The organism is Rhizobacter sp. P2_G4 (assembly GCF_056403575.1).
In genome coordinates, this window is sequence record NZ_JBFUFG010000001.1 from 655,654 (window position 1) to 677,014 (window position 21,361).

The window sequence follows — 21,361 nt, forward strand, 5'->3', positions numbered from 1 at the left end:
GAGACAGAGACCATGAGCAAACCCAGCATCGGCTTCCTCGGCCTCGGCATGATGGGCCACGGCATTGCCAAGAACCTGTTGGCCAAGGGCCACGCGCTGCGCTTCAAGGCGCACCGCAACCGCGGCAACCTGCAAGACCTGCTCGACGCCGGCGCCAAGGAGGTCGACACCCGCGCCGAGGTGGCACAGGCCGACATCGTCATCCTGTGCGTGACCGGCTCGCCGCAGGTCGACGAGATCGTCTACGGGCCCGACGGCCTGCTGGCCGCGGCACGCAAGGGCCTTATCGTCATCGACACCTCGACGGCCGAGCCGGCCTTGGCCGCGAAGGTGCGCGCAGACCTGCAGGCCCAGGGCGTGCTCTACATCGACGCGCCGCTGTCGCGCACGCCCAAGGAGGCCGAAGAAGGGCGCCTGAACACCATGGTGGGCGCGGAGCCGGCCGACTTCGAGCGTGTGCGCCCGGTGCTCGCCGCCTTCTGCGAAAACATCTTCCACGTGGGCCCGCCTGGGCACGGCCACGTGCTCAAGCTCATCAGCAACATGCTCGCGATGACCATGGCCGCCTCGATCGCCGAGGGCGTGGCCACCGCCGCCAAGGCAGGCCTGTCGCTGCAGAAGCTGTTCGAGGTGATCTCCGTCGGCGGCGTGAACTCGGGCATCTTCCAGATGATGGTCGGCCCGATGCTGAAGGGTGACCTGCAAGGCATGAAGTTCGCCATCGGCAGCGCACAGAAAGACCTGCGCTACTTCACCCACATGGCCGAGATGCTGCCCAGCGCCACCTTCCTCGCCGAGGCCGCACACCAGAGCTTCGTGCAAGCCAGCAACCTGGGCCTGGGCGAGCGCTTCATCCCTTCGCTGCTGGAGGCTCAGGAGCAGCTCAACAACGTCAAGTTCATTCCCCGCTGACCCTCACAACCCCCGGCGAGCGAAGACCACTTCGCCGCCTTCCTGCAACAGGAGACAAACCATGACCGACGACAACAAAACCGCATCCCCCATCGCCATGCCCGCGCGCCGGCGCCTGCTCAAGGCATCGGCCGCACTGGCAGGCACCAGCACCTTCTTCGGCCCCTGGGCGCACAACCGCGTGTGGGCCCAGGCCGCAACGGCCAAGCCGCTGGTGGTCGGCCTCACGATGGACGCCTCGGGCCAGTACGGCGCGAGCGGTGGCGAAGAGCGCCTGGGCGCGATGATGGCCATCAAGGAGTTCAACGACAAGGGCGGCGTGATGGGGCGGCACATCGAGGCGCTGCACATGGACACCGAGACCACGCCGGCCAGCGGCTCGCGCATCGCCGAACGCATGATCACGCGCAACGAGGTGGCCTTCATGATCGGCGCGCTGCACTCGGGCGTGGCGAACGCGATCTCGCAGGTGGCGCAGAAATACGGCTGCATCTTCCTCAACACCAACTCCAGCTCGCCCACCGAGGCCGGCAAGGACTGCCACCGCGTCAAGTTCGTGTGGGACGGCAACGGCACGAACTTCGCGCACGCCATCGTGAAGAACGCGATCAAGGTCAACGGCAAGAACTGGGTGCTGCTGACGAACGACTACGTATGGGGCCGCAACACCTCGAACGCCACGCGCGCCATCGTCGAAGCCAACGGCGGCAAGATCGTCGAAGAATTGCTGGTGCCGCAGAACACGCGCGATTTCTCGTCTTACCTTCTCAAGCTGCAGCAGCTGAAGCCGAATGCGGTGGCCACGGCCATCGGCGGCGACGACATTAAGTCGCTGCGCCAGCAGGTGGTGCAGCTCAACATGCAGAAGAGCATGGCCTGGATCAACAACCAGCAGGACTGGCCCGACGTGTACGGCCTCGGCCCCGAGAACATCTTCGGCGTGTTCGGCACCAGCTGGTACTACCGGCTCGATCTGCCCGGCGTGAAGGAGTTCGTGGCCGCGTACCAGAAGCAGTACCCAGGCATGGCGATCAAGGTGCCGGGCAACGTCTATCACAACAGCTACATGGCCACGCGCGAGCTGCTGCGCTGCGTGGAAGAGGCGGGCACCACGCAAAACATCGCGGTGATCAAGAAGCTCGAAGGCCGCAAGATGAGTGCACGCGACCGCCTGCAGCACTACGACGCCTGGATCGACCCCGTCACCCACCAGTGCCAGCAGACCATCTACATGGCGAGCTACAACGAGCAGCCGGCCGAGAAGGACGACATCTTCAAGATCCTCACCTGGGCCGACCCGAAAGACGTGGCCGACCAGGACGCCGCCAAGACCTGCAAGCTGGAGTCGTACGACGCCACGCCGAGCTACCAGCAATGACCGCAGCAGGGACCAGCGAAGCCGGTTCCTTCGGTGCCGCTCGATCCTTCTTCATGCAAGGCCCGGATGACATGACCCCGCCACGCGCATCGCTCCCGCGCCGCTGCCTGATCCGTGGCACGGCGGCGCTCGCGGCCGGGTTCGCCGGCCCCTGGGGCCTTCACCACGCGTGGGCCCAGGCCAGGGCGAAGAAGCCCTTGCTGATCGGCCTGGCCACCGATGACACAGGCCAGTACGCCGCCAGCGGCCAGGACGAGCAGCGCGGCATGCGCATGGCCATCGCCGAGGCGAACGAGCGTGGCGGCGTGCTCGGGCGCCGCCTCGAGGTCGTGCACGCCGACACCGCGGGCGACCCGGCAGTGGCGGCACCCGTGGCCGAGCGCCTGATCCGCCAGCAGGAGGTGGCCTTCCTGATGGGCGGCGTGCACTCGGGCGTGGCAAGCGCCATGTCGAAGGTGGCGCAAGCCCACGGCTGCATCTACTTCAATACCAACTCCAGTTCGCCGACCGAAGCGGGCAAGGACTGCCATCGCACCAAGTTCGTCTGGGACGGTAACGGCACCAACTTCTCGACCTCGGTGGTGAAGGGCGCGATGACCGGCTTCGGCCGCGACTGGGTGCTGATCACGAGCGACTACACCTGGGGCCGCAACACCGCGCGCGGCATCCGCGGCATCGTCGAAGGCAACGGCGGGCGCATCGTCGAAGAACTCGTGGTGCCGCAGAACACGCAAGACTTCAGCGCGGTGCTGAACAAGGTGCGCGCCATCAAGCCGGGTGTGATCGCCACCGCCGTGGGCGGCGACGACCTCACGCTGCTGCGCCGCCAGGTGCGCGAGAACAGCATGGACCGCGGCTTCGGCTGGATCAACAACCAGCAGGACTGGCCCGACGTGTACGGCCTCGGCCGCGAGGCGCTGTTCGGCATCTTCGGCACCACCTGGTACTGGGGCCTCGGGCTGGCCGGCGTGCCGGAGTTCGTGGCGCGCTACCAGCGCACGCAGGGCGACTACCGCATCAAGGTGCCGGGCAACGTGTTCTACAACGGCTACATGGCCACGCGCGAGCTGCTGCGTGCCATCGAACGCACCGCCAGCACCAACAACCTCAAGCTCATCAAGGAGCTGGAGACACTGCGCATCCCGGCGCTCGACCGCATGCAGCACCACGACGCCTACATGAACCCGCAGACGCACCAGCTGCAGCAGACCATCTACATGGCCGCGTACAACGACCGCCCGCGCCGCAGCGACGACCTGTTCCGCATCCTCGGGCGGCTGCAACCCCAGGAGGTGGAAGACCGCGCCAGCACCCAACAGTGCTCGCTCGAGTCCTACGCCGCCACGCCCTCCTACGAACCCTGACACCGCAAACCCCATGGACTGGCTGCTCGCCCTCTTGCCCCACCTCGTCAACGGCATCTCGCTCGGCCTGCTGTTCGCGCTGATCGCGCTCGGCTTCATGCTCATCGTCGGCGTGATGGAAACCATCAACCTTGCGCACGGCTCGCTGTTCGCGCTGGGCATGTACGCTGCGCTCTTCTTGCTGGCGCCCAAGCTTGGCTGGTTTCCCGAGCTGCAGGCGGGCTACATGAGCCTGCCGGTCGGCACGCGCTACGCCATCGCGCTCTTCTTCGCGCCGATCCTGGTAGGCCTGTTCGGTCTGCTGCTCGAGCTGTGCCTGCGCCGCACCTACGGCAAGGACCCGCTCTATGGCCTGCTGCTGACCTTCGGCGCGGCGCTGGTGATCGAAGAGCTGATCCGCGTCACCTGGGGCTCGAACGAGCAGCAGATGGCGCTGCCGCCCACGATCTCGGGCGCCTTCATGATGGGTGACCTGATGTACTCGCGCTACCGCGTGTTCGCGAGCGGCTTCGCCATCCTGGCCATCGTCGCGCTGTGGCTCTTTCTCGAGAAGACGCCGTACGGCGCCATCATCAAGGCCGGCGCACACGACAGCGAGATGGTGCGCGCGCTCGGCATCCACCTCGGGCGCTTGCGCTCAGCGGTGTTCGCGCTTGGCGTGGCGCTCGCGGCCATCGCCGGCGTGGTGATGGCGCCCATCTGGGGCATTCGCCCGCACGTGGGTGTCGACGCGGTGGTGCCGGCCTTCTTGATCATCGTGCTGGGCGGCGTGGGCTCGCTCTGGGGCGCGGTGATCGCCGGCCTGCTGGTCGGCCTGGTGGTGGGCCTGACCGGCGCGTATGCGTCGGAGTGGTCGCTGATGTCCATGTACCTGTTGTTCATCGCGGTGGTCACCTTCCGCTCCCGTGGCCTCTTCGGCAAGAAAAGCGTTCTCGACACATGACTCCTTCCACTTCTCATACACCTCCGCTGAAAGACAAGATCGCGCTGGTCACCGGCGCGGGCGGCACCATGGGCCGTGCGGTGGTGGCGGCACTGATCGAAGACGGCTGCCGCGTCGGCCTGATCGACGTGAACGCGCAGTCGATGGCGCCGCTGGAGGCGATGTACGGCGACGCCGTCGTCGCCGTCGCCTGCGACATCAGCGACCAGCAAGCCGTGCTGGCCGCGCAAGCGCGGGTCGAGCTGCAGCTCGGGCCGATCGACGTGCTGGTCAACAACGCCGGCATCTTGTCCAACAACAAGATCGAAGCCACCAGCCAGGCCGAATGGCGGCGCGTGCTGGGCGCCAACCTCGACGGCGCGATGTTCTGGGCCCAGGCCGTGGTGCCGGGCATGAAGGCGCGGCGCTGGGGCCGCATCATCAACACCAGCTCGCTCGCGGCCAAGACCGGCGGGCTGACGGCAGGCACCGCCTATGCCGTGTCGAAGGGCGCGATGAGCGCGCTGACCTTCTCGCTCGCACGCGAGCTGGCGCCTTTCGGCGTCACCGCCAACGGCATCGCGCCCGCCTACGTGAAGACGCCCATGATCACCGAGCAGCTCACCGAAGCGCAGCGCCAGGAGCTGCTCAAGCAGATCCCGGTCGGCCGCTTCTGCGAGCCGGAGGAGTTTGCCCACACGGTGCGCTTTCTCGCGTCGCCGATGTCGGGCTTCATCACCGGCGAGATCCTCGACATCAACGGCGGCTTGCTGATGGACTGACCTCATGACGAACCTCCACGACGCGGCCGCCTTTCCCCACACGCTCACCGGATTGTTCGACCTGCGCGGCCGCGTGGCCTACGTGCCAGGCGGCTACGGCGGCATCGGCGAGGCGGTGGCCTGGGGCCTGGCGCTGGCCGGCGCACGCGTGGCCGTCTCGGGCCGCAGCGCCGACAAGGCCGAGGCACTCGCCGCGCTGATGCGCGATGCCGGCCTCGACGCCTTCGGCCTCGCGATGGACGCGCACTCGGTGGCCGACATCCGCGGCTCGGTGGACGCTGTGGCACAGCGCTTCGGCGCGCTCGACCTGCTGGTCAACTGCGTCGGCATCCAGCGCGAAGAGAAGCTCGACGACGTGACCGAAGAAGCCTTCGACGAGGTGGTGCAGGTCAACCTGAAGGCCGCGATGTTCCTCGCGCAAGCCGCTGCACGGCACCAGATCGCCGCGATCACCGCAGGCCGCCGGCCCGGCAGCCAGGTGCACATGCTCTCGGTGCGCTCGCAGCTGGGCCTGCGCCGCCGCGGCTACTCGGCCTACTGCGCGACCAAGGGGGCGCTCGTGATGCTGGTCAGGCAGCACGCGATGGAGTTGTCGGAGCACGGCATCACCGTCAACGGCGTCGCGCCGACCGTGGTGCGCAGCGAGATGGCCCGCCATTGGCTGGACAACCCCGAGACCTACAAGCAGGTGACCGAGCGCATCCCGCTCGGCCGCGTCGGCGACCCGCCCGACGTGGTCGGCCCGACGATGTTCTTCTGCTCACCGGCCGCGGCGTTCGTGACGGGGCAGGTGCTGTACCTGGATGGGGGGATCACTGCGAGTCAGTGAGCGATCTGATGCGATCGCGCACGGGCCTGAGCGCTGGCTCGGTCAAAATGGCGCGCTCCGCCCGCTCCAGAGACATCATGTCGAAGACTCACCGCCTGCAGACATTGCGCACATGGATTGTGTGCGTGCTCCTCACCCTCACCTGCCACGCTAGAAGCGCGGAGCCCATACCAAGCGGACCACTGGTGGCGGGACCGATAGGGTTCGAATTCGCCGTCTACTTCACCGACCTTCCGGCAACCGATCCCATGGCGGCACTCCGGCTGCGGCTGAAGACCGCGGGTGGGCTCACGCTGGTGACCGCACTTCACGACAAGCCCGCGGGTGCGCTTTTGCAAGCCAGGGTAGACACCACGGTTCAAAAGGACTATCGACCGCCCGATCTGGAAGCGCTCCAGCGTTTTGGGCGAGGGCTCACCCGGGAGCAAGCAGTGGCGCTGCAGCGATCAGAGCGTGCGCTGATCCTGAGGTTTGCCCACCCGATGTCCGTCTCCATGCCGGCCTATCGGTCCGCGCTCCTGTTAACGGAGCAGGTCGCTCGCGACACCAACGGGCTGCTGTGGGACGAAGAGACTCGTGAGGTTTTCACCCCGGATGAATGGCACAAGAGGCGCCTCGACTCTTGGTCCGGCGACACGCCAAACGCATTGACGCAAACGGTCATCCACGCCTACAAGGGAGACAAACAGGTACGAGCCATCACCCTCGGCATGGCCAAGTTCGGTCTACCCGATATCGTCGTGGACGACTTCTCCTGGTCCTCCAATCGGTCAATGGGTCACCTGATCGGCCTTCTGGCTCAGGCCATGGTCGAAGGCGCAACTTTGAAGTCATCCGGCGTGTACGACCTTGACCTGCGTGCCATCGGGCATTCCGTCGTTCGAGATTCGCAACTGCCTACGCTCAAACGCAACAGCACTGCAGTTGCCAAGCTGTCACTGATCAAGGGCACGCCGGAGAGCGGCGACCCGCGAAATCGGCTCGTCGAAATCGCCTTCGACCGGTACCCCGGTCCTGATCGCTATGCGCGCCAAGATGCGATGCTGAGTGCACTCTTTGGTACAGAAGATTCTGTAACGCGGGTGAACCACACACGCGAGCTGCAGGTGGCAAGTGACGCGGCCAGGGCAAAGCTTCCGGGCTTGAAAGATGCCTTCAACCGCGGCCTGCAACCCGGCGAATACGTTCTCCTGAAGCTGCCTTTTGCCACGCCGAAGGGCGGTACCGAATGGATGTGGGTCGAAGTGATGAGCTGGGACGGGGACGCCATCAGTGGGCTGCTCAAGAACGAACCCATGGACATCCCCACACTGCACGGTGGGCAGATCGTCAAGGTATCGCAAAGCAAGGTCTTCGACTATCTCCGTAGCGACGCCAATGGACGCGACGAGGGCAACACCACAGGAGCCATTCTTCAGCGCATGCAGGAGGCGCGGAAATGAAGCATCCCGTCAGGCCCGCCGCTGCGCGAACGCCACGAACCACGGCACGCAATCGGCATTGGCCATGGCATCAAGCTTGAACACCTGCTCGGGCGGGGTGCCCAGCAGGAGCTTCTTCACCGGCAGCTCCATCTTCTTGCCAGACAGCGTGCGCGGGATAGCGCTCACCTGGAAGATCTCGTTCGGCACGTGGCGGGCGGACAAGGCGGTCTTGATGGCTTCGCGCATCTTCTTCGTCAAGGCCTCGTCGAGCGTCACACCTTCGCGGAGGACGACGAAGAGCGGCATGTAGCTTTCGCGGCCGAGGTACTCGAGGTCGACGACGAGGCTGTCGATCACTTCGGGCAGCACTTCGATCGCGCGGTAGAGCTCGGCCGTGCCCATGCGGATGCCGTGGCGGTTGATGGTCGCGTCGCTGCGGCCGTAGATGATGGCGCCGCCACGCGGCGTGATGCGAATCCAGTCACCGTGGCGCCAGATGCCGGGGTACATGTCGAAGTAGCTGTCGTGGTACCTCTGACCTACGCGCCTGGCCCCGGGCCGTCCCAAGGCGGGCGCGGCCCCCTCCGGGGGGCGGGCGGTAACTCCGCCCGGGGGCTCCATGACTTCCTTGTCGTTCCAGAAATAGAGGGGCATCGACGGCATGGGTTTGACGCAGACCAGCTCGCCGACTTCGTCGACCAGCGGCTCGCCTTGTTCGTTCCACGCCTCGACCGCCGCGCCGAGGCAGCGGCATTGCATCTCGCCTTCGACCACCGGCAGCGTGGGCAGGCCAGCAATGAAGGCGCCGGCGAAATCGGTGCCGCCGGAGATGACGGCGAGCCAGATGTCGTGGCCATCGACCTGCGGCAGCTGGTCGCACACCCAGCGGTAGCACTCGGCGGCCAGGGGCGAGCCGGTGGCACCGAGCGCGCGCAGGTGCGAGAGGTCGGCCACGGCCATCGGCTTCACATCGGCCTTGAGGCAGCTGGCGAAGAAGGCCGAGCCGGCACCGACGAAGGTGGCCTTCGCATCGGCCGCAAAGCGCCAGAGCGTGGACCAGTCGGCCGCGCCCTTGCTTGCACCCGCGGGGCTGCCGTCGAAGAGGCAGATCGTGGAGCCGAGCAGCAGCCCGCCGACCTGGCAGTTCCACATGATCCAGCCGGTGGCGCTGTACCAGTGGTAGCGGTCTCCGGTCTCGACGGTGGCGCCGAGGTTGTTGTGCAGGCCGAGGATCTTCAGGCCTTCGAGCACCACGCCGCCGTGGCCGTGGACGATGGGCTTGGGCAGACCGGTGGTGCCGCTGGAGTAGACGACCCACAGCGGGTGGTCGAAGGGCAGCCAGGTGGGTTCGAGCGCCGCGTCGTCGGCGGTGAGGGCGGTGAAGTCGTGCACGGCTCGCTGCGGGCCGGCGAGGCTGGCCGCATCGGCCGCTTTGTCGAGGTAGCGCCACAGCAGCACGTCGCGCACGCTGGGCAGCTCCTGGAGCAGGCCGCGCAGCACGGGCAGCCGGTCGTGTGCGGTGCCGCCATACACATAGCCGTCGCAGGCGATCAGCAGCTTGGGCTCGATCTGGCGAAAGCGGTCGAGCACCGCCACCGGGCCCATGTCGGGCGAGCACACCGACCACACGGCACCGATGCTCGCCGCGGCCAGGAACGCGACGATGGTCTGCGGCGTGTTGGGCAGGAAGGCCGCCAGGCGGTCACCGGGCTGCAGGCCGAGCCGCTTGAAGTGCGCAGCCAGCGAGGCCACCTGCCGCCGCAGCTCGGGCCAGCTGAGTTCGCTCAGCTGGCCGCGCTGCTGCATGCGCTCGTTCTGGAACACGATGGCCGGGTGGCCGGCCGCATGGGCCGCGTCGGCATGGCGGAACACCTGCTGCGCGTAGTTGACCTGTGCGCCTTCGAACCAGCGCGCGCCGGGCATCCGTGCGTCGGCCAGCACCGCCGTGCAGGGCGTGGGTGATTTCAGGTCGTAGAACTGCCAGATCGATTCCCAGAAGCTCGGCAGCTCGTTCACCGACCAGCGCCACATGGCGTCGTAGCCTTCGGGGGTGGACACGTCGAAGTGCAGGCCGCGTTCGCGGGCCAGCCAATCGGTGTAGACGGAGATGCGGTGGGGCGGCAGGTTCACGGGAGTACCTTCGTGCTGCGCACGCCGGTGTGCGCCCCTGCGGCGGCCCGGCGGCTCATGCGGACCACTCTACCGCCGACGGCGCGGGCTGCGTGGTGGCGAAAGCCCGGGGTCAGAGCTGGTCTTCGGGGACGAGCAGAGACTGCAGGAAGAGGCTCATGCGCTGGAACAGGCTGGTGCCGGGCTCGTCGTCGAGTTCTTCGTCGTTCACGCCGTCGCGGGCCACCCAGCGCAGGCCGCCGTTGGGCTTGAGCACCACCTCGTAGAAGCCGGGCGCGCTGAACACGGTGAGCAGGCCGTACACCTTCTCGGCCAGCTCGCGGCTGTGGATGGCAATGCCGATCTCGGTGTTGATGCGCGAGGAACGCGGGTCCATGTTGACCGAGCCGACCAGCAGGATCTTGCGGTCGATCATGCCAATCTTGGCGTGCAGCTGGGCCACCGATTTGCCGAGTGCCACGTTGACCCGGTCGACCAGGCGGAAGCGCGACGAGCTGAGCTCGAACAGCCGCGCACCGGCGTGCAGCAGCTCGACGCGGTAGCCGCTGTAGCGGTAGCTGACGAGCGGGTTGTCGCTCGCGGCCAGTGAATTGGTGACGATGCGCACCGAGGTACCGCGGTCGAGCGCCGCCTTGATGCCCTTCATGCCTTCCTTGCCGGGAATGAAGTAAGGCGACACGAGCATGAGCTCTTCGCGCGACTCGTGCATCAGGCTTACCAGCTGAGAGCTGGCGGTGGTGGGCGGGCTCGCCACGCCGGTCAACGGGTCCACCACGCCGGTGCTCTTCAGCGGCGCGTCGGCGTAGACAGTGGCATCGGCAACGATGAAGTTGAACTGCTTGCGGTCGAGCTCGACCCCGAGCGCGGGCGCACCGAGCAGGTCGGTGTCATGTCCGCTGATGGGCTGCAACAGGTCTTCTGGGCGAGTGAGCCGGGCGAAGGTCGCACGTGCTTCGTCGGTGGGCGGCACCGTGGCCGCGAGCGCATGGATCGGGAACACCTGGTCGCTGTTCCAGTACTGGTCGAACACACGGCTTGCGTCGGACACGACCTGGCCGGTCATCAGCAGGTCGAAGTCGATGAAGTTGGCGTGCTGGCTGCGCAGGAAATATTCGTCGGCGAGGTTGCGGCCGCCGGCGATGGCCACCGCTCCGTCGGCCACGAACAGCTTGTTGTGCATGCGGTGGTTGAGACGGCGAAAGTCGGTCACGAAGTTCCAGCCGCGGCCGATCGAGCTGCTTCGGCCATAGACGAACGGGTTGTAGAGGCGCACCTGCACGTTGTCGTACGCGGCCAGGCCGAGCAGCAGCTCCTGGATGTCTTCGCTGTGCAGATCGTCGGCGAGCAGGCGCACCCGCACGCCACGCTGTGCCGCATCACGCAGGCCGGCCAGGATGGTGCGGCCGACGGCGTCGTTGCCGATGAAGTAGTACTGCAGGTCGAGCGAGGCCTGCGCACGGCGGATCAGCTCGAGCCGCGCATCGAGCGAAAACGCGCCTTCGGGCAAGGGCCGGAACCCCGAGCGCCCGGGCGGCACGCCGGCCTGCGCCGGCACGTTGCCGAGTGGCGTGGCCGGCGAGGCGGCAATCGCCGTGGACACCGGGCGAACGGCGTCGGTCGGCAGCGAGGAGCAACCCGCCATCGCCACGACGCAGACGAGCAGCCAGCCCAGGTGCCGCAGCCTTTGCAAGCTTCGGTTCAGCAAGACGGAGACACCGTTTAGTTCGGGCGTGCTTGTTTTCGCGTGAGGAGAAGGGGCCACGGTGTTCGGCAGGGCAGGCAGGTGCGCGAGCTTAGCGCCTCGTGTCGCGGGCAAGCGACGGCCGGGGTCGCCCCTGCCTGCCAAGCGGCGAGGAGAGGCGTAAGCTCCCGCGAGCCGCAGCGACCGTCTGGCGATCAGGCGCCCGGTCGAGCCTTGCAAACTCTGCTTTCTTGCAGCGCGCCGGCGTTTCGCTCACAACTACCTCCAGGAGATTCGATGAAAAAACTTTTGCTCGTGGCACTCGCGGCCGCCCTGCCCAGCCTTGTCGCCGTCAACGTCTATGCGCAAGATGCCGCCAGCGCACCCAAGACCGCCAAGGAAGAGCGCAAGGCCGCTCGCGTGAAGCGCCAGACCGAGATGAAGGCCGCCGTCAAGAACGGCGAGATCAAGGACCCGGCGCTGGCTGGCAATGAAGTCAAGCCCGCTCCAGGTGCCGCATCGAGCGCCGAGCGCAAGGCCGCACGCAAGAAACAGCGTGAAGAAATGGCCAGCTCGACGAAGAAAGCTCCCGTCCCCAACCCCGACGTGGCCCCGAAGTAATCGGCTTTCACCAGCCCGCTGACGGGCTTGCCGGCTTCGTGTCGGCAAGCCCGTTTTGTTTTTTGCGCAGCTCGCGGTGGGCTACGCCCCAACCTCCACGTAGCGCCACAGGTCTCGCATGAACGGGTGCCGCAGGTGGCCCTTCACCCAGGGGTGAACCAGGTCGGTGACGATGGTGTGCGAATGCGCCTTGTACGGCATGTACGCGGCCAGCATGTTCTTCGCCTCGTGGATCAACGCATTGCGGGCCTCGCCGTCGGGCAGCACCTTCTGCTGTTCGAACAGGCGGTCGTAGGCTGGCAGCACGAAGTGCGAATCGTTGGACTCGCCCTTGTTGGGCCCGTAGGCGATGCCCAGGTTGGTGCTGCCGTCGGGTGACTCTGCGACCCAGGTGAAGCTCCACATCATCATCGTGCCGGAGCGGCTCATCTTCAGCAGCTCGGGCCAGTTGGCCACGTCGAACTGCATGCGCAGGCCCACCGCCGCCATCTGCTTGCGCCACAGCTCGTTGACGGAACGCTGCCGCTGGTCGGGCGTGCTGGCCATGCGCAGCACCAGCGGCTTGCCATCGGGCATCTCGCGCCAGCCATCGCCGTCGCGGTCGACATAGCCGTACAGGTCGAGCAGCGCCTTGGCCCGCGTGGGGTTGTGCTCGCTCATGGTGCTGCGGTAGGCCTCGTCGTAGCCCGAAGTAAAGGGCGATACCACCGATTGCGCCGCAATGCCCAGCCCCTGGTCGAGCAGGCGCAGCTTCTCGTCTTCGTCCCACGCGAGTGCGACCGCGCGGCGCAGCGCCACCTTGGGTTCGGACAGCCCGCCGATCACCGCGTCGTCCATGTTGAAGAAGGTGTGGAACATCTCCGGCCGCAAGACGGTCTGCGCGATCACGCCCTTGCGCGCGAGATGGGGTGCGACGCGGCCGTTCGGAATGGCCTGCGTGGCGAACTGCCGCGGCATCTCCAGCACGTCGACGTCGCCGTTGAGGAAGGCAAGCCAGCGCGGCTGCTCTTCGATGATGACGCTGATCTGCACCCGGTCGACCAGGGGCAGGCGCTTGCCGGCCAGCTGCCGCGCGATGGCCTGCGCCTGCGCGTCGTCGGGCGCGGGCTCGGCCTCGAACAGCTGCTCGCGAAAGCGCGGGTTGCGCAGCAGCTCCACCGACGAGCCGCGCCGCCACGCACCCAGGCGGAACGGCCCGGTGCCGACCGGGTGGGCCGTGATGTCGTCGCCATAGGCCTCGACCACCTCGCGCGCCATCGCGCCGGTGAGCGAGGGGTTGGCGAAGTCGTAGGGCATGCGTGGGTGCGGCTCGGCCAGCACCACACGCAGGGTGTAGCGGTCGACCGCGCGCAGGCCCTCGACCTCGGTGTCGTAGTCGAAGGGCTGCTTCGCCTTGATGGCCTTGTCGCGCAGCTCGGTCAGCCCGAGCAGCTTCGCGTTCTGGAAGATGTAGAGGTGTTCGCTGTTGATGCGCGGGTCGTAGAAGCGCTTGATCGAATAGACGAAGTCTTGGGCCACCAGCTCGCGCGGCTTGCCCTTGAACACCGGGTCGTCGGCGAAGAAGATGCCGGGGCGGATGCGGAAGGTGAAGCGCCGAAAGTCGGCCGAAATCTCGGGCAGCGCTTCAGCCGTCTGCGGCCGCAGCTTGACCGGTCGGGCGAGGTAGTCGTAGGTGAGCGGCGCTTCGAAGATGCTGGCCGCCACCATGGCCGAGTTGACGTCGGCAATCTGCGGTGGATCGAAGCCGGTCTCGGCGACACGAAAGGCCCAGTGCAGCGTGCGGCTCTCGGGCGCCGCGCGGGCCTGCAGCGGCAAGGCCGCCAGAGCGGCCGTGGTGGCGAGCCATGCGCGGCGGTCCATGTGCATCAGTGGGTAGGTCGAAGGCTGTCGTCGATGTCGACGTACTGCCACCACTGGTTACCGAACATCGGATGCCGGTAGCCCACGAGCCACGGCTGCATCAGGTCGTTGAGCAGACGGTGCACGCGGATCTTCATCGGCGCGTAGGCAGTCGTGATCTTCAGTGCCTCGCGGAGCAGGGCCGTGCGCTCGGGGCCGTCGGGCAGGTTCTGCATGCGCCGGTAGATCGCGTCGAACTCGGCATTGCGAAAACGCGGCAGGTTCTGCCCACCCGAGGCCGGGCCGTACAGGAGTTGCAGCGCATCCTGCACATCGGGATTGACGGCTGTGTAGCCGAGCTGCCAGACCATCAGCTGCCCCGCCTTGCCGGCCTTGAGCTGCTCGGGAAACTGCGCAACCCTGATCTTGAAGCGGATGTTGAGCGCGGTCAGCGACCTGGCCCACTCTTCGCTGAACTGCCGGCCGCTGCTGTCGGGGTAACTCGCGTACTCGATGACCAACGGCTTGCCGTCGGGCATGTCGCGCCAGCCGTCTCCGTCTCGGTCGATGTAGCCATACATGTCGAGCAGGGCCTTGGATCGCGCGAGGTCATAGTCGCCGTTCTCGTTCTTGTAGAGCGGGTCGAACCCGTAGGTGCCGGGGGCCACGATGCTTTGCGCCGGGATCGCCTGGTCCTTGCGAATGAATGTGATCTCGCGCTGTACGTCGCTGCCCAGGTTGAGTGCCCGGCGCAGCGCAACCTTGTCAGGTGTGTAGCCGCCGACGGTCGGGTCTTCCATGTTGAAGTAGGTCAGCGTGCGGTCGGGGGAAAGCACACGGTCGAGTTGAATGCCGCGCCTCGCGAGGTTCGGCGCCAACTTGCCGTTGGGCACGGCCTGCGGGGCAAATTCATAGGGCATCGGCGCGACGATGTCGAACTCGCCGTTGACGAAGGACAACCAACGCGGCTGCGGTTCTTCGATCACCGAGATCTCCACTCGGTCGAGCATCGGCATGCGGCGCCCCTTGAACTTCTGCAGCAGGGCCTGGGCCTTCGCGTCATCAGCGGCCGGTTCGCCGTCGTAGAACTCTTCGCGGAAGTTCGGATTGCGCTCCAGCACCATCTGCGAACTGCGGCGCCACGACGCGAGGCGGAAGGCGCCGGTGCCCACCGGGTGGTCGCCGATCGCATCTTTGTAGTACTCGACGACTTCGCGTGCGAGTGCGTTGGTGACGCTGTTGTCGGCCAGGATGTAGAGAAAGCGTGGGTTCGGCTTGTCGAGCTTGAACTGCACGGTGTAGCGGTCGAGCGCGCGCAGGCCGGCGACTTCGCGGTCGTAGTCGAAAGGTGCCTTGTTCTTCAGGGCCGCCTGGCGCAGGTCGTCGACTCCGATCACGCCCTTCTCGCGGTAGGTGTCGTAGAGCGGGCACTTGTTGGCCGGGTCGTAGAGGCGCTTCCAGGAGTAGACGTAGTCGGCCGCGACCAGCTCGCGCTTCTTGCCGCCGAAGGCCGGGTCGTCGGAGAAGTAGATGCCAGGCTTGATGCGGATCGTCCACGTCTTGAAGTCGTCTGCGATCTCGGGCATGGCCGCGGCCGTGTTGGGCCGCACCGTGGGCGTCGTCGACAAGTAGTCGTACTTGTAGAGCGCATCGAACACGTGCGCCGTGACGATGCGCGAATACAGGTCGCTGATACGGGCCGGGTCGAAGCTGGTCTCGGCAGACAGAAAGGCGTAGCGCATCACCTTGGGTGCCGAGGCAGGCGTTGCGGGCGCCTGCTGCTGCGCTTGACCGGAGGCCGACAGCCCCGCCGCGATGCACAGTGCCGCCACGCACCGCGCCCAGTTCACTTGCGACCCTCACGCGGCATGCTGGTGTCGATGTCGACGTACTGCCACCACTGGTTGCCGAAGGCCGGCCGCCGAAAACCCTGCAGCCACGGGTAGGCCAAGTCGGTGGCGATGCGGTGCACCGTGTACCGCTGCGGCATGTAGGCCGTGAGCAGCTTGTTGGCTTGTGCCACGGCCTCGATGCGTTCGGGGCCGTCGGGCAGCGACTGCATGCGCTCGTACAAGGCATCGAAGGCCGGCAGCTTGAAGCGCGCCAGGTTCTGGTTGCTCGACGACGGCCCGTAGGCCATCTCGAACGCATCCTGCACGTCGGGCGCCTCGGACGACTGGCCCACCTGCCACACCATCAGCTGGCCGGTGCGCGCTTTCTTCAGCTGCTCCGGCCACTTTGCGATGTCGAACCGGACGCGCAGACCCACCGCGTCGAGGTTCTTCTTCCAGAGCTCGTCGAACTGGCGCGAGAGGCTGTCCGGGGTGGTGGCGTAGTCGATGACCAGCGGCTTGCCGTCGGGCATGTCACGCCAGCCATCGCCGTCGCGGTCGACATAGCCGTACATGTCGAGCAGGGCCTTCGCGCGCGCCGGGTCGTAGTTGCTGTTCTCGCTGCGGTAGTTGTCGTCGTAGCCGTAGGTGTTGGGCGCCAGGATCGATTGCGCGGGGATGGCCTGACCGCGACGGATGACACTGATCTCGCGGTCGATGTCGGTCGCCAGGCTGATGGCGCGCCGCAGCGCCACCTTGTCGGGCGTGTAGCCGCCGACGACCGGGTTTTCCATGGTGAAGAAATAAAGCACGCGGTCTGACACCAGACTTTGGTAGAGGTGAATGCCTCGCTTGGCCAGGTTGGGCGCCAACTTGCCACCAGGCGCCGCCTGGTTGACGAAATCCAGCGGCACACCCCAGGCCAGATCGAACTCGGCGTTCAGGAAGGACAGCCAGCGTGGCTGGCTTTCTTCGATGACGCTGATCTCCACGCGGTCGATCATCGGCAGGCGGCGACCAGAGAACTTCTTCAGCAGCGCCTGGCCTTCGGCGTCGTCTGCGTTCGGCTCGGCGTCGTAGAACATCTCGCGGAAGTTGGGGTTCCGCTCGAGCACCATCTTCGAACTGCGCCGCCAGGCCGCGAGGCGAAACGAACCGGTGCCCACGGGGTGCTCCATCGCCTTGCCGGGATAGCCCTCGATGACCTCGCGCGCCACCGCACCGGCGATCGCGCTCTGCGACAAGCGATAGATGAAGCGCGGCCGCGGGTTCTGCAACTTGAACTGCAGGGTGTAGCGGTCGAGCGCGCGAATGCCTTCGACCTCGGTGTCGTAGTCGAACGGCCGCCCCTTCAGCGCCGATTCGCGCAGCGCTTCGAGGCCGACGATCTGGTCTTCAGCGAAGCCCGAGTAGCGCGGGCTCTTGTTGGCCGGGTCGAAGATGCGCTTGATGGAATAGACGTAGTCCTGTGCGACCAGCTCCCGCTTCTTGCCACCGAACACCGGGTCGTCGGCGAAGTAGGTGCCAGGCTTGAGGCGCACCGTCCAGGTCTTGAAATCGGCAGACACCTCGGGCATGGCCGCGGCGGTGTTGGGGCGGATCTTGAACGGCCGCGCCAGGTGGTCGTAGCGGTAAGGCGCATCGAAGATGTGGCTCGCGACGATGCTGGAGTACAGGTCTTGGATCTGCCCCGCATCGAAGCCGGTCTCGGCGATCAGGAAGGCATAGCGAAGCACTTTGGGTGGTGGCTCAGCCGCGTTGGCGCTCGATGCGATCAACGCAGCTGCCCAGGCACAGCCGAACGCCCGCAGCCAGCGTAGCTTGCTCATTGGCGGCTCCCCGGTTGCGCCGTGGTGTCGATGTCGACGTACTGCCACCAGTCCTGCGCGAACGGCGGCCGGCGGTAACCGACCAGATTGCCGGCAGACATGTCGGTGATGATGCGGTGCACAGTGATCCGGTGTGGCATGTAGGCGACGATCAGCTTGGTCGCCTCGTCGAACACGGCCTGGCGTTCCGGCCCGTCGGGAAGGTGTTTGAGCTTCTCATAGGCCGCATCGAAAGCCGGCAGCTTGAAGCGGGCGAAGTTGCCCTCGCCGGTGGACGGGCCGTAGTCGCGCTCCAGCGCGCCCTGGCCGTCGGGCGACGCGGCCGTGGAACCCACGCGCCACATCATGAAGCTGCCGCTGCGCGCGGTGCGCAGGTTCTCGGGCCACTGAGCGATCTTGAACACGAGCCGCAGGCCGATGGCATCCATGTCCTTCTTGAACAGCTCGTCGAGCTGGCGCGAGGTGCCGTCGGACTGCGTGTTCATCTCCATCACCAGCGGGCTGCCGTCGGGCATCTCGCGCCAGCCGTCGCCGTCGCGGTCGACATAGCCATACATGTCGAGCAAGGCCTTGGCACGGGCTGGGTCGTACTCGCTCATCTCGGTGCGCAGGTCGGCGCGGTAGCCAGAGGTCATCGGCGGCATCATCGATTGCGCGGGAATCGCCTGGCCGCGCCGGCCGATGAGGATCTCGCGCTCGACGTTGTTGCCCAGCGAGACCGCCCGGCGCAGCGCCACCTTGTCCGCGGTGTAGCCGCCGACGATGGGGCTTTCCATGTTGAAGATCAGCAGCGTGATGTCGGCCCCCGGTACCCGGTAGGCCTTGATGCCTTTCTTCACCAGGTTCGGCGCCAGCTTGCCGCGGGGGATGGCCTGGTTGGCGTACTCGTTGGGCAGGCGCTCAAGGAAGTTCTGCTCGCCGTTCAGGAAGGCCAGCCAGCGCGGCTGCGGCTGCTCGATGATGGCGATCTCCACGCGGTCGATCATCGGCAGCTTGCGGCCCTTCAGGCGTTTCAACAGTTCCTGGCCTTCGGCATCGTCGGCGTTGGGCTTCGCGTCGTAGAAGTCGTCGCGGTAGGTCGGGTTGCGTTCGAGCACGATGCGCGAGCTGCGCCGCCAATCGGCCAGGCGGAACGGGCCCGTGCCCACCGGGTGTTCCATGATGCGGTCGCCATAGAACTCGACCACCTCGCGCGCCACCGCGCCGGCGTAGACGTCGCGGCTGGCCCAGATGTTCTCGAGGTGGCGCGGCCGCGACTCGCGCAGCTTCACGCGGAAGGTGTAGCGGTCGAGCGCCTTGATGCCTTCGACTTCGCGGTCGTAGTTGAAGGGCTGACCCGTCTTGAGCGCCGCTTCGCGCAGGTCATTGAGGCCGATGATGCCGTCGTCTTCGACGAAGGATTGCGCCGGCGACTTCAGCTTCGGGTCGTAGACGCGCTTGATCGAATAGACGTAGTCCTGCGCCACCAGCTCGCGTTGGCGGCCCTTGAATGCCGGATCGTCCTGAAAGTAGATGCCGGGCTTGATGCGGAAGGTGAAGGTCTTGAAGTCGTCTTCGATGTCGGGCATCGCGACGGCGGTCGACGGCCGTAGCATGAAGGGCCGCGCGAGGTGGTCGAAGGTGATCGGCGCGTCGAAGATGTGGGCGGTGACGATGCGCGAGTAGATGTCGTTCACCTGGCCCGGGTCGAAGCCGGTCTCGGCGGTGGTGAACGCGTAGCGCAGCACCTTCGGTGCGTCTGTTGCCGCGAAGGCACCCGGAACGAAGAGCGTGGCGGCCAGCGTTTGGACGGCGGCCCGCCGCGACAGCGAGAAAGGAGACAGCGTCATGACGTCTTGCCGCGCTTGAGTTGCATCTCGGTGTCGATGTCCATCCACTTCCAGAACTCGCGCACAAAGACGTTGCGGTGGTAGCCGATGATCCAGGGCTGCGCGAAGTCGGTGTAGATACGGTGCCCGTGCAGCTTGTACGGCACGTAGGCCACCATCAGAAGCTGAGCTTCATTCATCGCGGCTTGGCGCTCGGGGCCATTGGGCAGCCGCTTCTGTGCGTTGTAAGCGGCGTTGTACGCCGGCAGGTCAAAACGCGATTTGTTGGACGAGCCTTTGCTGCCGCCATCGCCCAACGAGAGGAACGTGTCACCGTCGGGCGCTCCAGCGCTCCAGCCCACACCCCACATCATCAGCTTGCCGGCGGTAGCCTGCTTGAGGTTCTCGGGCCACTTGGAGACCTTGGTGACCAAGCGAATGCCGATCCCGTCCATGTTCTTCTTCCACAGCTCGGTGAGCTGGCGCGAGGACTGATCGGACTGGGTGGAGTACTCCAGCACCAGAGGACGGCCATCAGGCAGGTCGCGCCAGCCATCGCCGTTGCGATCGATGTAGCCGAACATATCGAGCAGGGCTTTGGCGCGAGCCGGGTCGTAGTCGCTCATCTCGGTCTTGATGGTCGGCTCATAGCCCCAGGTGCTGGGCGCAACCGGCCCCTGCGAAGGCACGGCTTGGCTCTTGCGCACAACGCGAATTTCTTTGTCGAGGTCAACCGCCAGGGAGATCGCGCGACGCAAGGCCACCTTGTCGGGCGTGTAGCCGCCGATCGCCGGGTCTTCCATGTTGAAGTAGGTCACCACAACGTCGGCGCGTGGGTAGCGCACCATGTTGATGTGCTGCTTTTTCAGATTGGGCGCGAGCTGGTTGTTGGGCATCGCGATCTCGGCGTATTCCGACGGCACCTCCCACAGGATGTCGTGGTCCCCTTTCAGAAAGGCCAGCCAGCGCGGCTGGTTCTCTTCGACGATGGCGATCTCGACACGGTCGATCATCGGCAGCTTGCGGCCCTTGAGCTTGGCCACGGCGGCCTGGGCGAGTGGGTCGTCGGCAGGCGCCTCCTCGTCGTAGAACTGGTCGCGGAAACCGGGGTTCTTCTCCAGCACGATCTTCGAGGCCCTACGCCATGCGCCTAGGCGGAACGGCCCGGTGCCCACCGGGTGCTCCATGATCTTGTCGCCATACATGTCGACGACCTCGCGCGCGACCGCGCCCCACACCGAACCGTCGGTGAGTTCGAGCAACAAGCGCGGGTTGGGCTCGCCGGTCTTGACTTGGAAGGTGTACTTGTCGATCACCTTGAGGCCTTCGACCTCGCGCTGGTAATCGAACGGCTTCTTGGCGGTGATGCCTTCTTGCCGCAGTTCGGTCAGGCCGAGGATCTTGGCGTTCTGCAGGATGTAGAGATTGGGGCTCTTCCAGCGCGGGTCGTAGTGGCGCTTCCAGGAGTACACATAGTCGGCCGCCACCAGCTCGCGCTTCTTGCCGCCGAAGGCCGGGTCGTCGGCGAAGTAGATGCCCGGCTTCACGCGGAAGGTGAAGGTCTGGAAATCGGCGCTGACCTCGGGCAAGGCCACCAGCGTGTTGGCTCGGTAGCGAAAGGGCCGCGCGAGAAATTCGTACTGCAGCGGCGCATCGAAGATGTTGGCCGTGATGGTGCGCGAATACAGGTCGGAGATCTGTGCCGGGTCGAACCCGGTCTCGGCAATGCGGAAGGAATAGTGGAGCACCTTGGGGGTTGCCGCTGCAGCCGCAGGCGCTTCTTGCGCGAACGCCGGCAGGGCGGTGAACGCCACCAGACACAGTGTCACCAGCGCCCCGCTCGGGCCACGCTGTTTCATCGATCAATTCTCCTTGTGGGACGGCTCCGGCGACGGGCCTGTTGGGCCCGATCCCGAAGGCGCGAAGTCTAGGGTCATTGCACAGCCGCGTGCCACCGGGCAGACCCGCGCGACGCTTGGACACCGCATCGGCATGCAAGTTGCGTGCTGC

General features: G+C 66.2%; 15 protein-coding genes. 8 read left to right on the top strand and 7 right to left on the bottom strand.

All coding sequences use genetic code 11. The annotated features are described in order from the left end of the window. The first annotated feature begins 12 nt into the window (after nt 1-12). The 7 genes from AC1DYS_RS03180 (at nt 13) to AC1DYS_RS03210 (ending at nt 7,629) form a co-directional block, all read left to right on the top strand. Nucleotides 13-912 carry an NAD(P)-dependent oxidoreductase gene (locus AC1DYS_RS03180; protein ID WP_477895972.1) on the top strand — a complete coding sequence of 300 codons (900 nt, stop codon included), beginning with the start codon at nt 13-15 and terminating at the stop codon, nt 910-912. Between the two features lie 61 nt (nt 913-973). Further along, entirely contained in the window at nt 974-2,290 is a 1,317-nt protein-coding gene (locus AC1DYS_RS03185) for an ABC transporter substrate-binding protein (protein WP_477895974.1), read from the top strand. 71 nt (nt 2,291-2,361) lie between these two features. Next, the gene (locus tag AC1DYS_RS03190) at nt 2,362-3,654 is read left to right on the top strand and encodes an ABC transporter substrate-binding protein (protein WP_477895976.1); all 1,293 of its coding nucleotides are present in this window, start codon (nt 2,362-2,364) and stop codon (nt 3,652-3,654) included. A gap of 13 nt (nt 3,655-3,667) precedes the next feature. Then, the gene (locus AC1DYS_RS03195; protein WP_477895978.1) at nt 3,668-4,597 is read left to right on the top strand and encodes a branched-chain amino acid ABC transporter permease; all 930 of its coding nucleotides are present in this window, start codon (nt 3,668-3,670) and stop codon (nt 4,595-4,597) included. Then, on the top strand, nt 4,594-5,358 hold the full coding sequence (locus AC1DYS_RS03200; protein WP_477895980.1) for an SDR family NAD(P)-dependent oxidoreductase: 765 nt from the start codon (nt 4,594-4,596) through the stop codon (nt 5,356-5,358). The genes AC1DYS_RS03195 and AC1DYS_RS03200 overlap by 4 nt, the downstream gene beginning before the upstream one ends. 4 nt (nt 5,359-5,362) lie before the next feature. Then, nucleotides 5,363-6,187: an SDR family NAD(P)-dependent oxidoreductase gene (locus tag AC1DYS_RS03205; RefSeq protein ID WP_477895982.1), complete on the top strand. Its 825-nt coding sequence runs from the start codon at nt 5,363-5,365 to the stop codon at nt 6,185-6,187. An 8-nt stretch (nt 6,188-6,195) separates the two neighbouring features. After that, nucleotides 6,196-7,629 carry a DUF2314 domain-containing protein gene (locus tag AC1DYS_RS03210; protein WP_477895984.1) on the top strand — a complete coding sequence of 478 codons (1,434 nt, stop codon included), beginning with the start codon at nt 6,196-6,198 and terminating at the stop codon, nt 7,627-7,629. A gap of 9 nt (nt 7,630-7,638) precedes the next feature. Here the strand turns inward: AC1DYS_RS03210 and AC1DYS_RS03215 are convergent, their stop codons facing one another. Continuing rightward, complete coding sequence (locus AC1DYS_RS03215) at nt 7,639-9,741, bottom strand: acetoacetate--CoA ligase (protein WP_477895986.1); 2,103 nt, start codon at nt 9,739-9,741, stop codon at nt 7,639-7,641. Between the two features lie 112 nt (nt 9,742-9,853). After that, nucleotides 9,854-11,446, bottom strand: coding sequence for a phospholipase D family protein (locus AC1DYS_RS03220; RefSeq protein ID WP_477895988.1), 1,593 nt, complete (start codon nt 11,444-11,446; stop codon nt 9,854-9,856). Between the two features lie 273 nt (nt 11,447-11,719). Between AC1DYS_RS03220 and AC1DYS_RS03225 the strand changes: the two genes are divergently transcribed. After that, nucleotides 11,720-12,043, top strand: coding sequence for a hypothetical protein (locus tag AC1DYS_RS03225; protein ID WP_477895990.1), 324 nt, complete (start codon nt 11,720-11,722; stop codon nt 12,041-12,043). A gap of 81 nt (nt 12,044-12,124) precedes the next feature. Here AC1DYS_RS03225 and AC1DYS_RS03230 read toward each other — a convergent pair whose 3' ends face one another. From AC1DYS_RS03230 to AC1DYS_RS03250, 5 genes are read right to left on the bottom strand one after another with little or no spacing between them, the layout of a single operon-like run. Next, nucleotides 12,125-13,903: an ABC transporter substrate-binding protein gene (locus AC1DYS_RS03230; RefSeq protein ID WP_477895992.1), complete on the bottom strand. Its 1,779-nt coding sequence runs from the start codon at nt 13,901-13,903 to the stop codon at nt 12,125-12,127. A 5-nt stretch (nt 13,904-13,908) separates the two neighbouring features. After that, nucleotides 13,909-15,714, bottom strand: a complete 1,806-nt coding sequence (locus AC1DYS_RS03235) for an ABC transporter substrate-binding protein (RefSeq protein ID WP_477895994.1) — start codon at nt 15,712-15,714, stop codon at nt 13,909-13,911. A gap of 14 nt (nt 15,715-15,728) precedes the next feature. Beyond that, a complete protein-coding gene (locus tag AC1DYS_RS03240) occupies nt 15,729-17,543 on the bottom strand; it encodes an ABC transporter substrate-binding protein (protein WP_477895996.1) in 1,815 nt (604 codons plus the stop codon). Continuing rightward, the gene (locus AC1DYS_RS03245; RefSeq protein WP_477895998.1) at nt 17,540-19,372 is read right to left on the bottom strand and encodes an ABC transporter substrate-binding protein; all 1,833 of its coding nucleotides are present in this window, start codon (nt 19,370-19,372) and stop codon (nt 17,540-17,542) included. The genes AC1DYS_RS03240 and AC1DYS_RS03245 overlap by 4 nt, the downstream gene beginning before the upstream one ends. Continuing rightward, the gene (locus AC1DYS_RS03250) at nt 19,369-21,210 is read right to left on the bottom strand and encodes an ABC transporter substrate-binding protein (protein ID WP_477895999.1); all 1,842 of its coding nucleotides are present in this window, start codon (nt 21,208-21,210) and stop codon (nt 19,369-19,371) included. The genes AC1DYS_RS03245 and AC1DYS_RS03250 overlap by 4 nt, the downstream gene beginning before the upstream one ends. Nucleotides 21,211-21,361 lie beyond the last annotated feature (151 nt).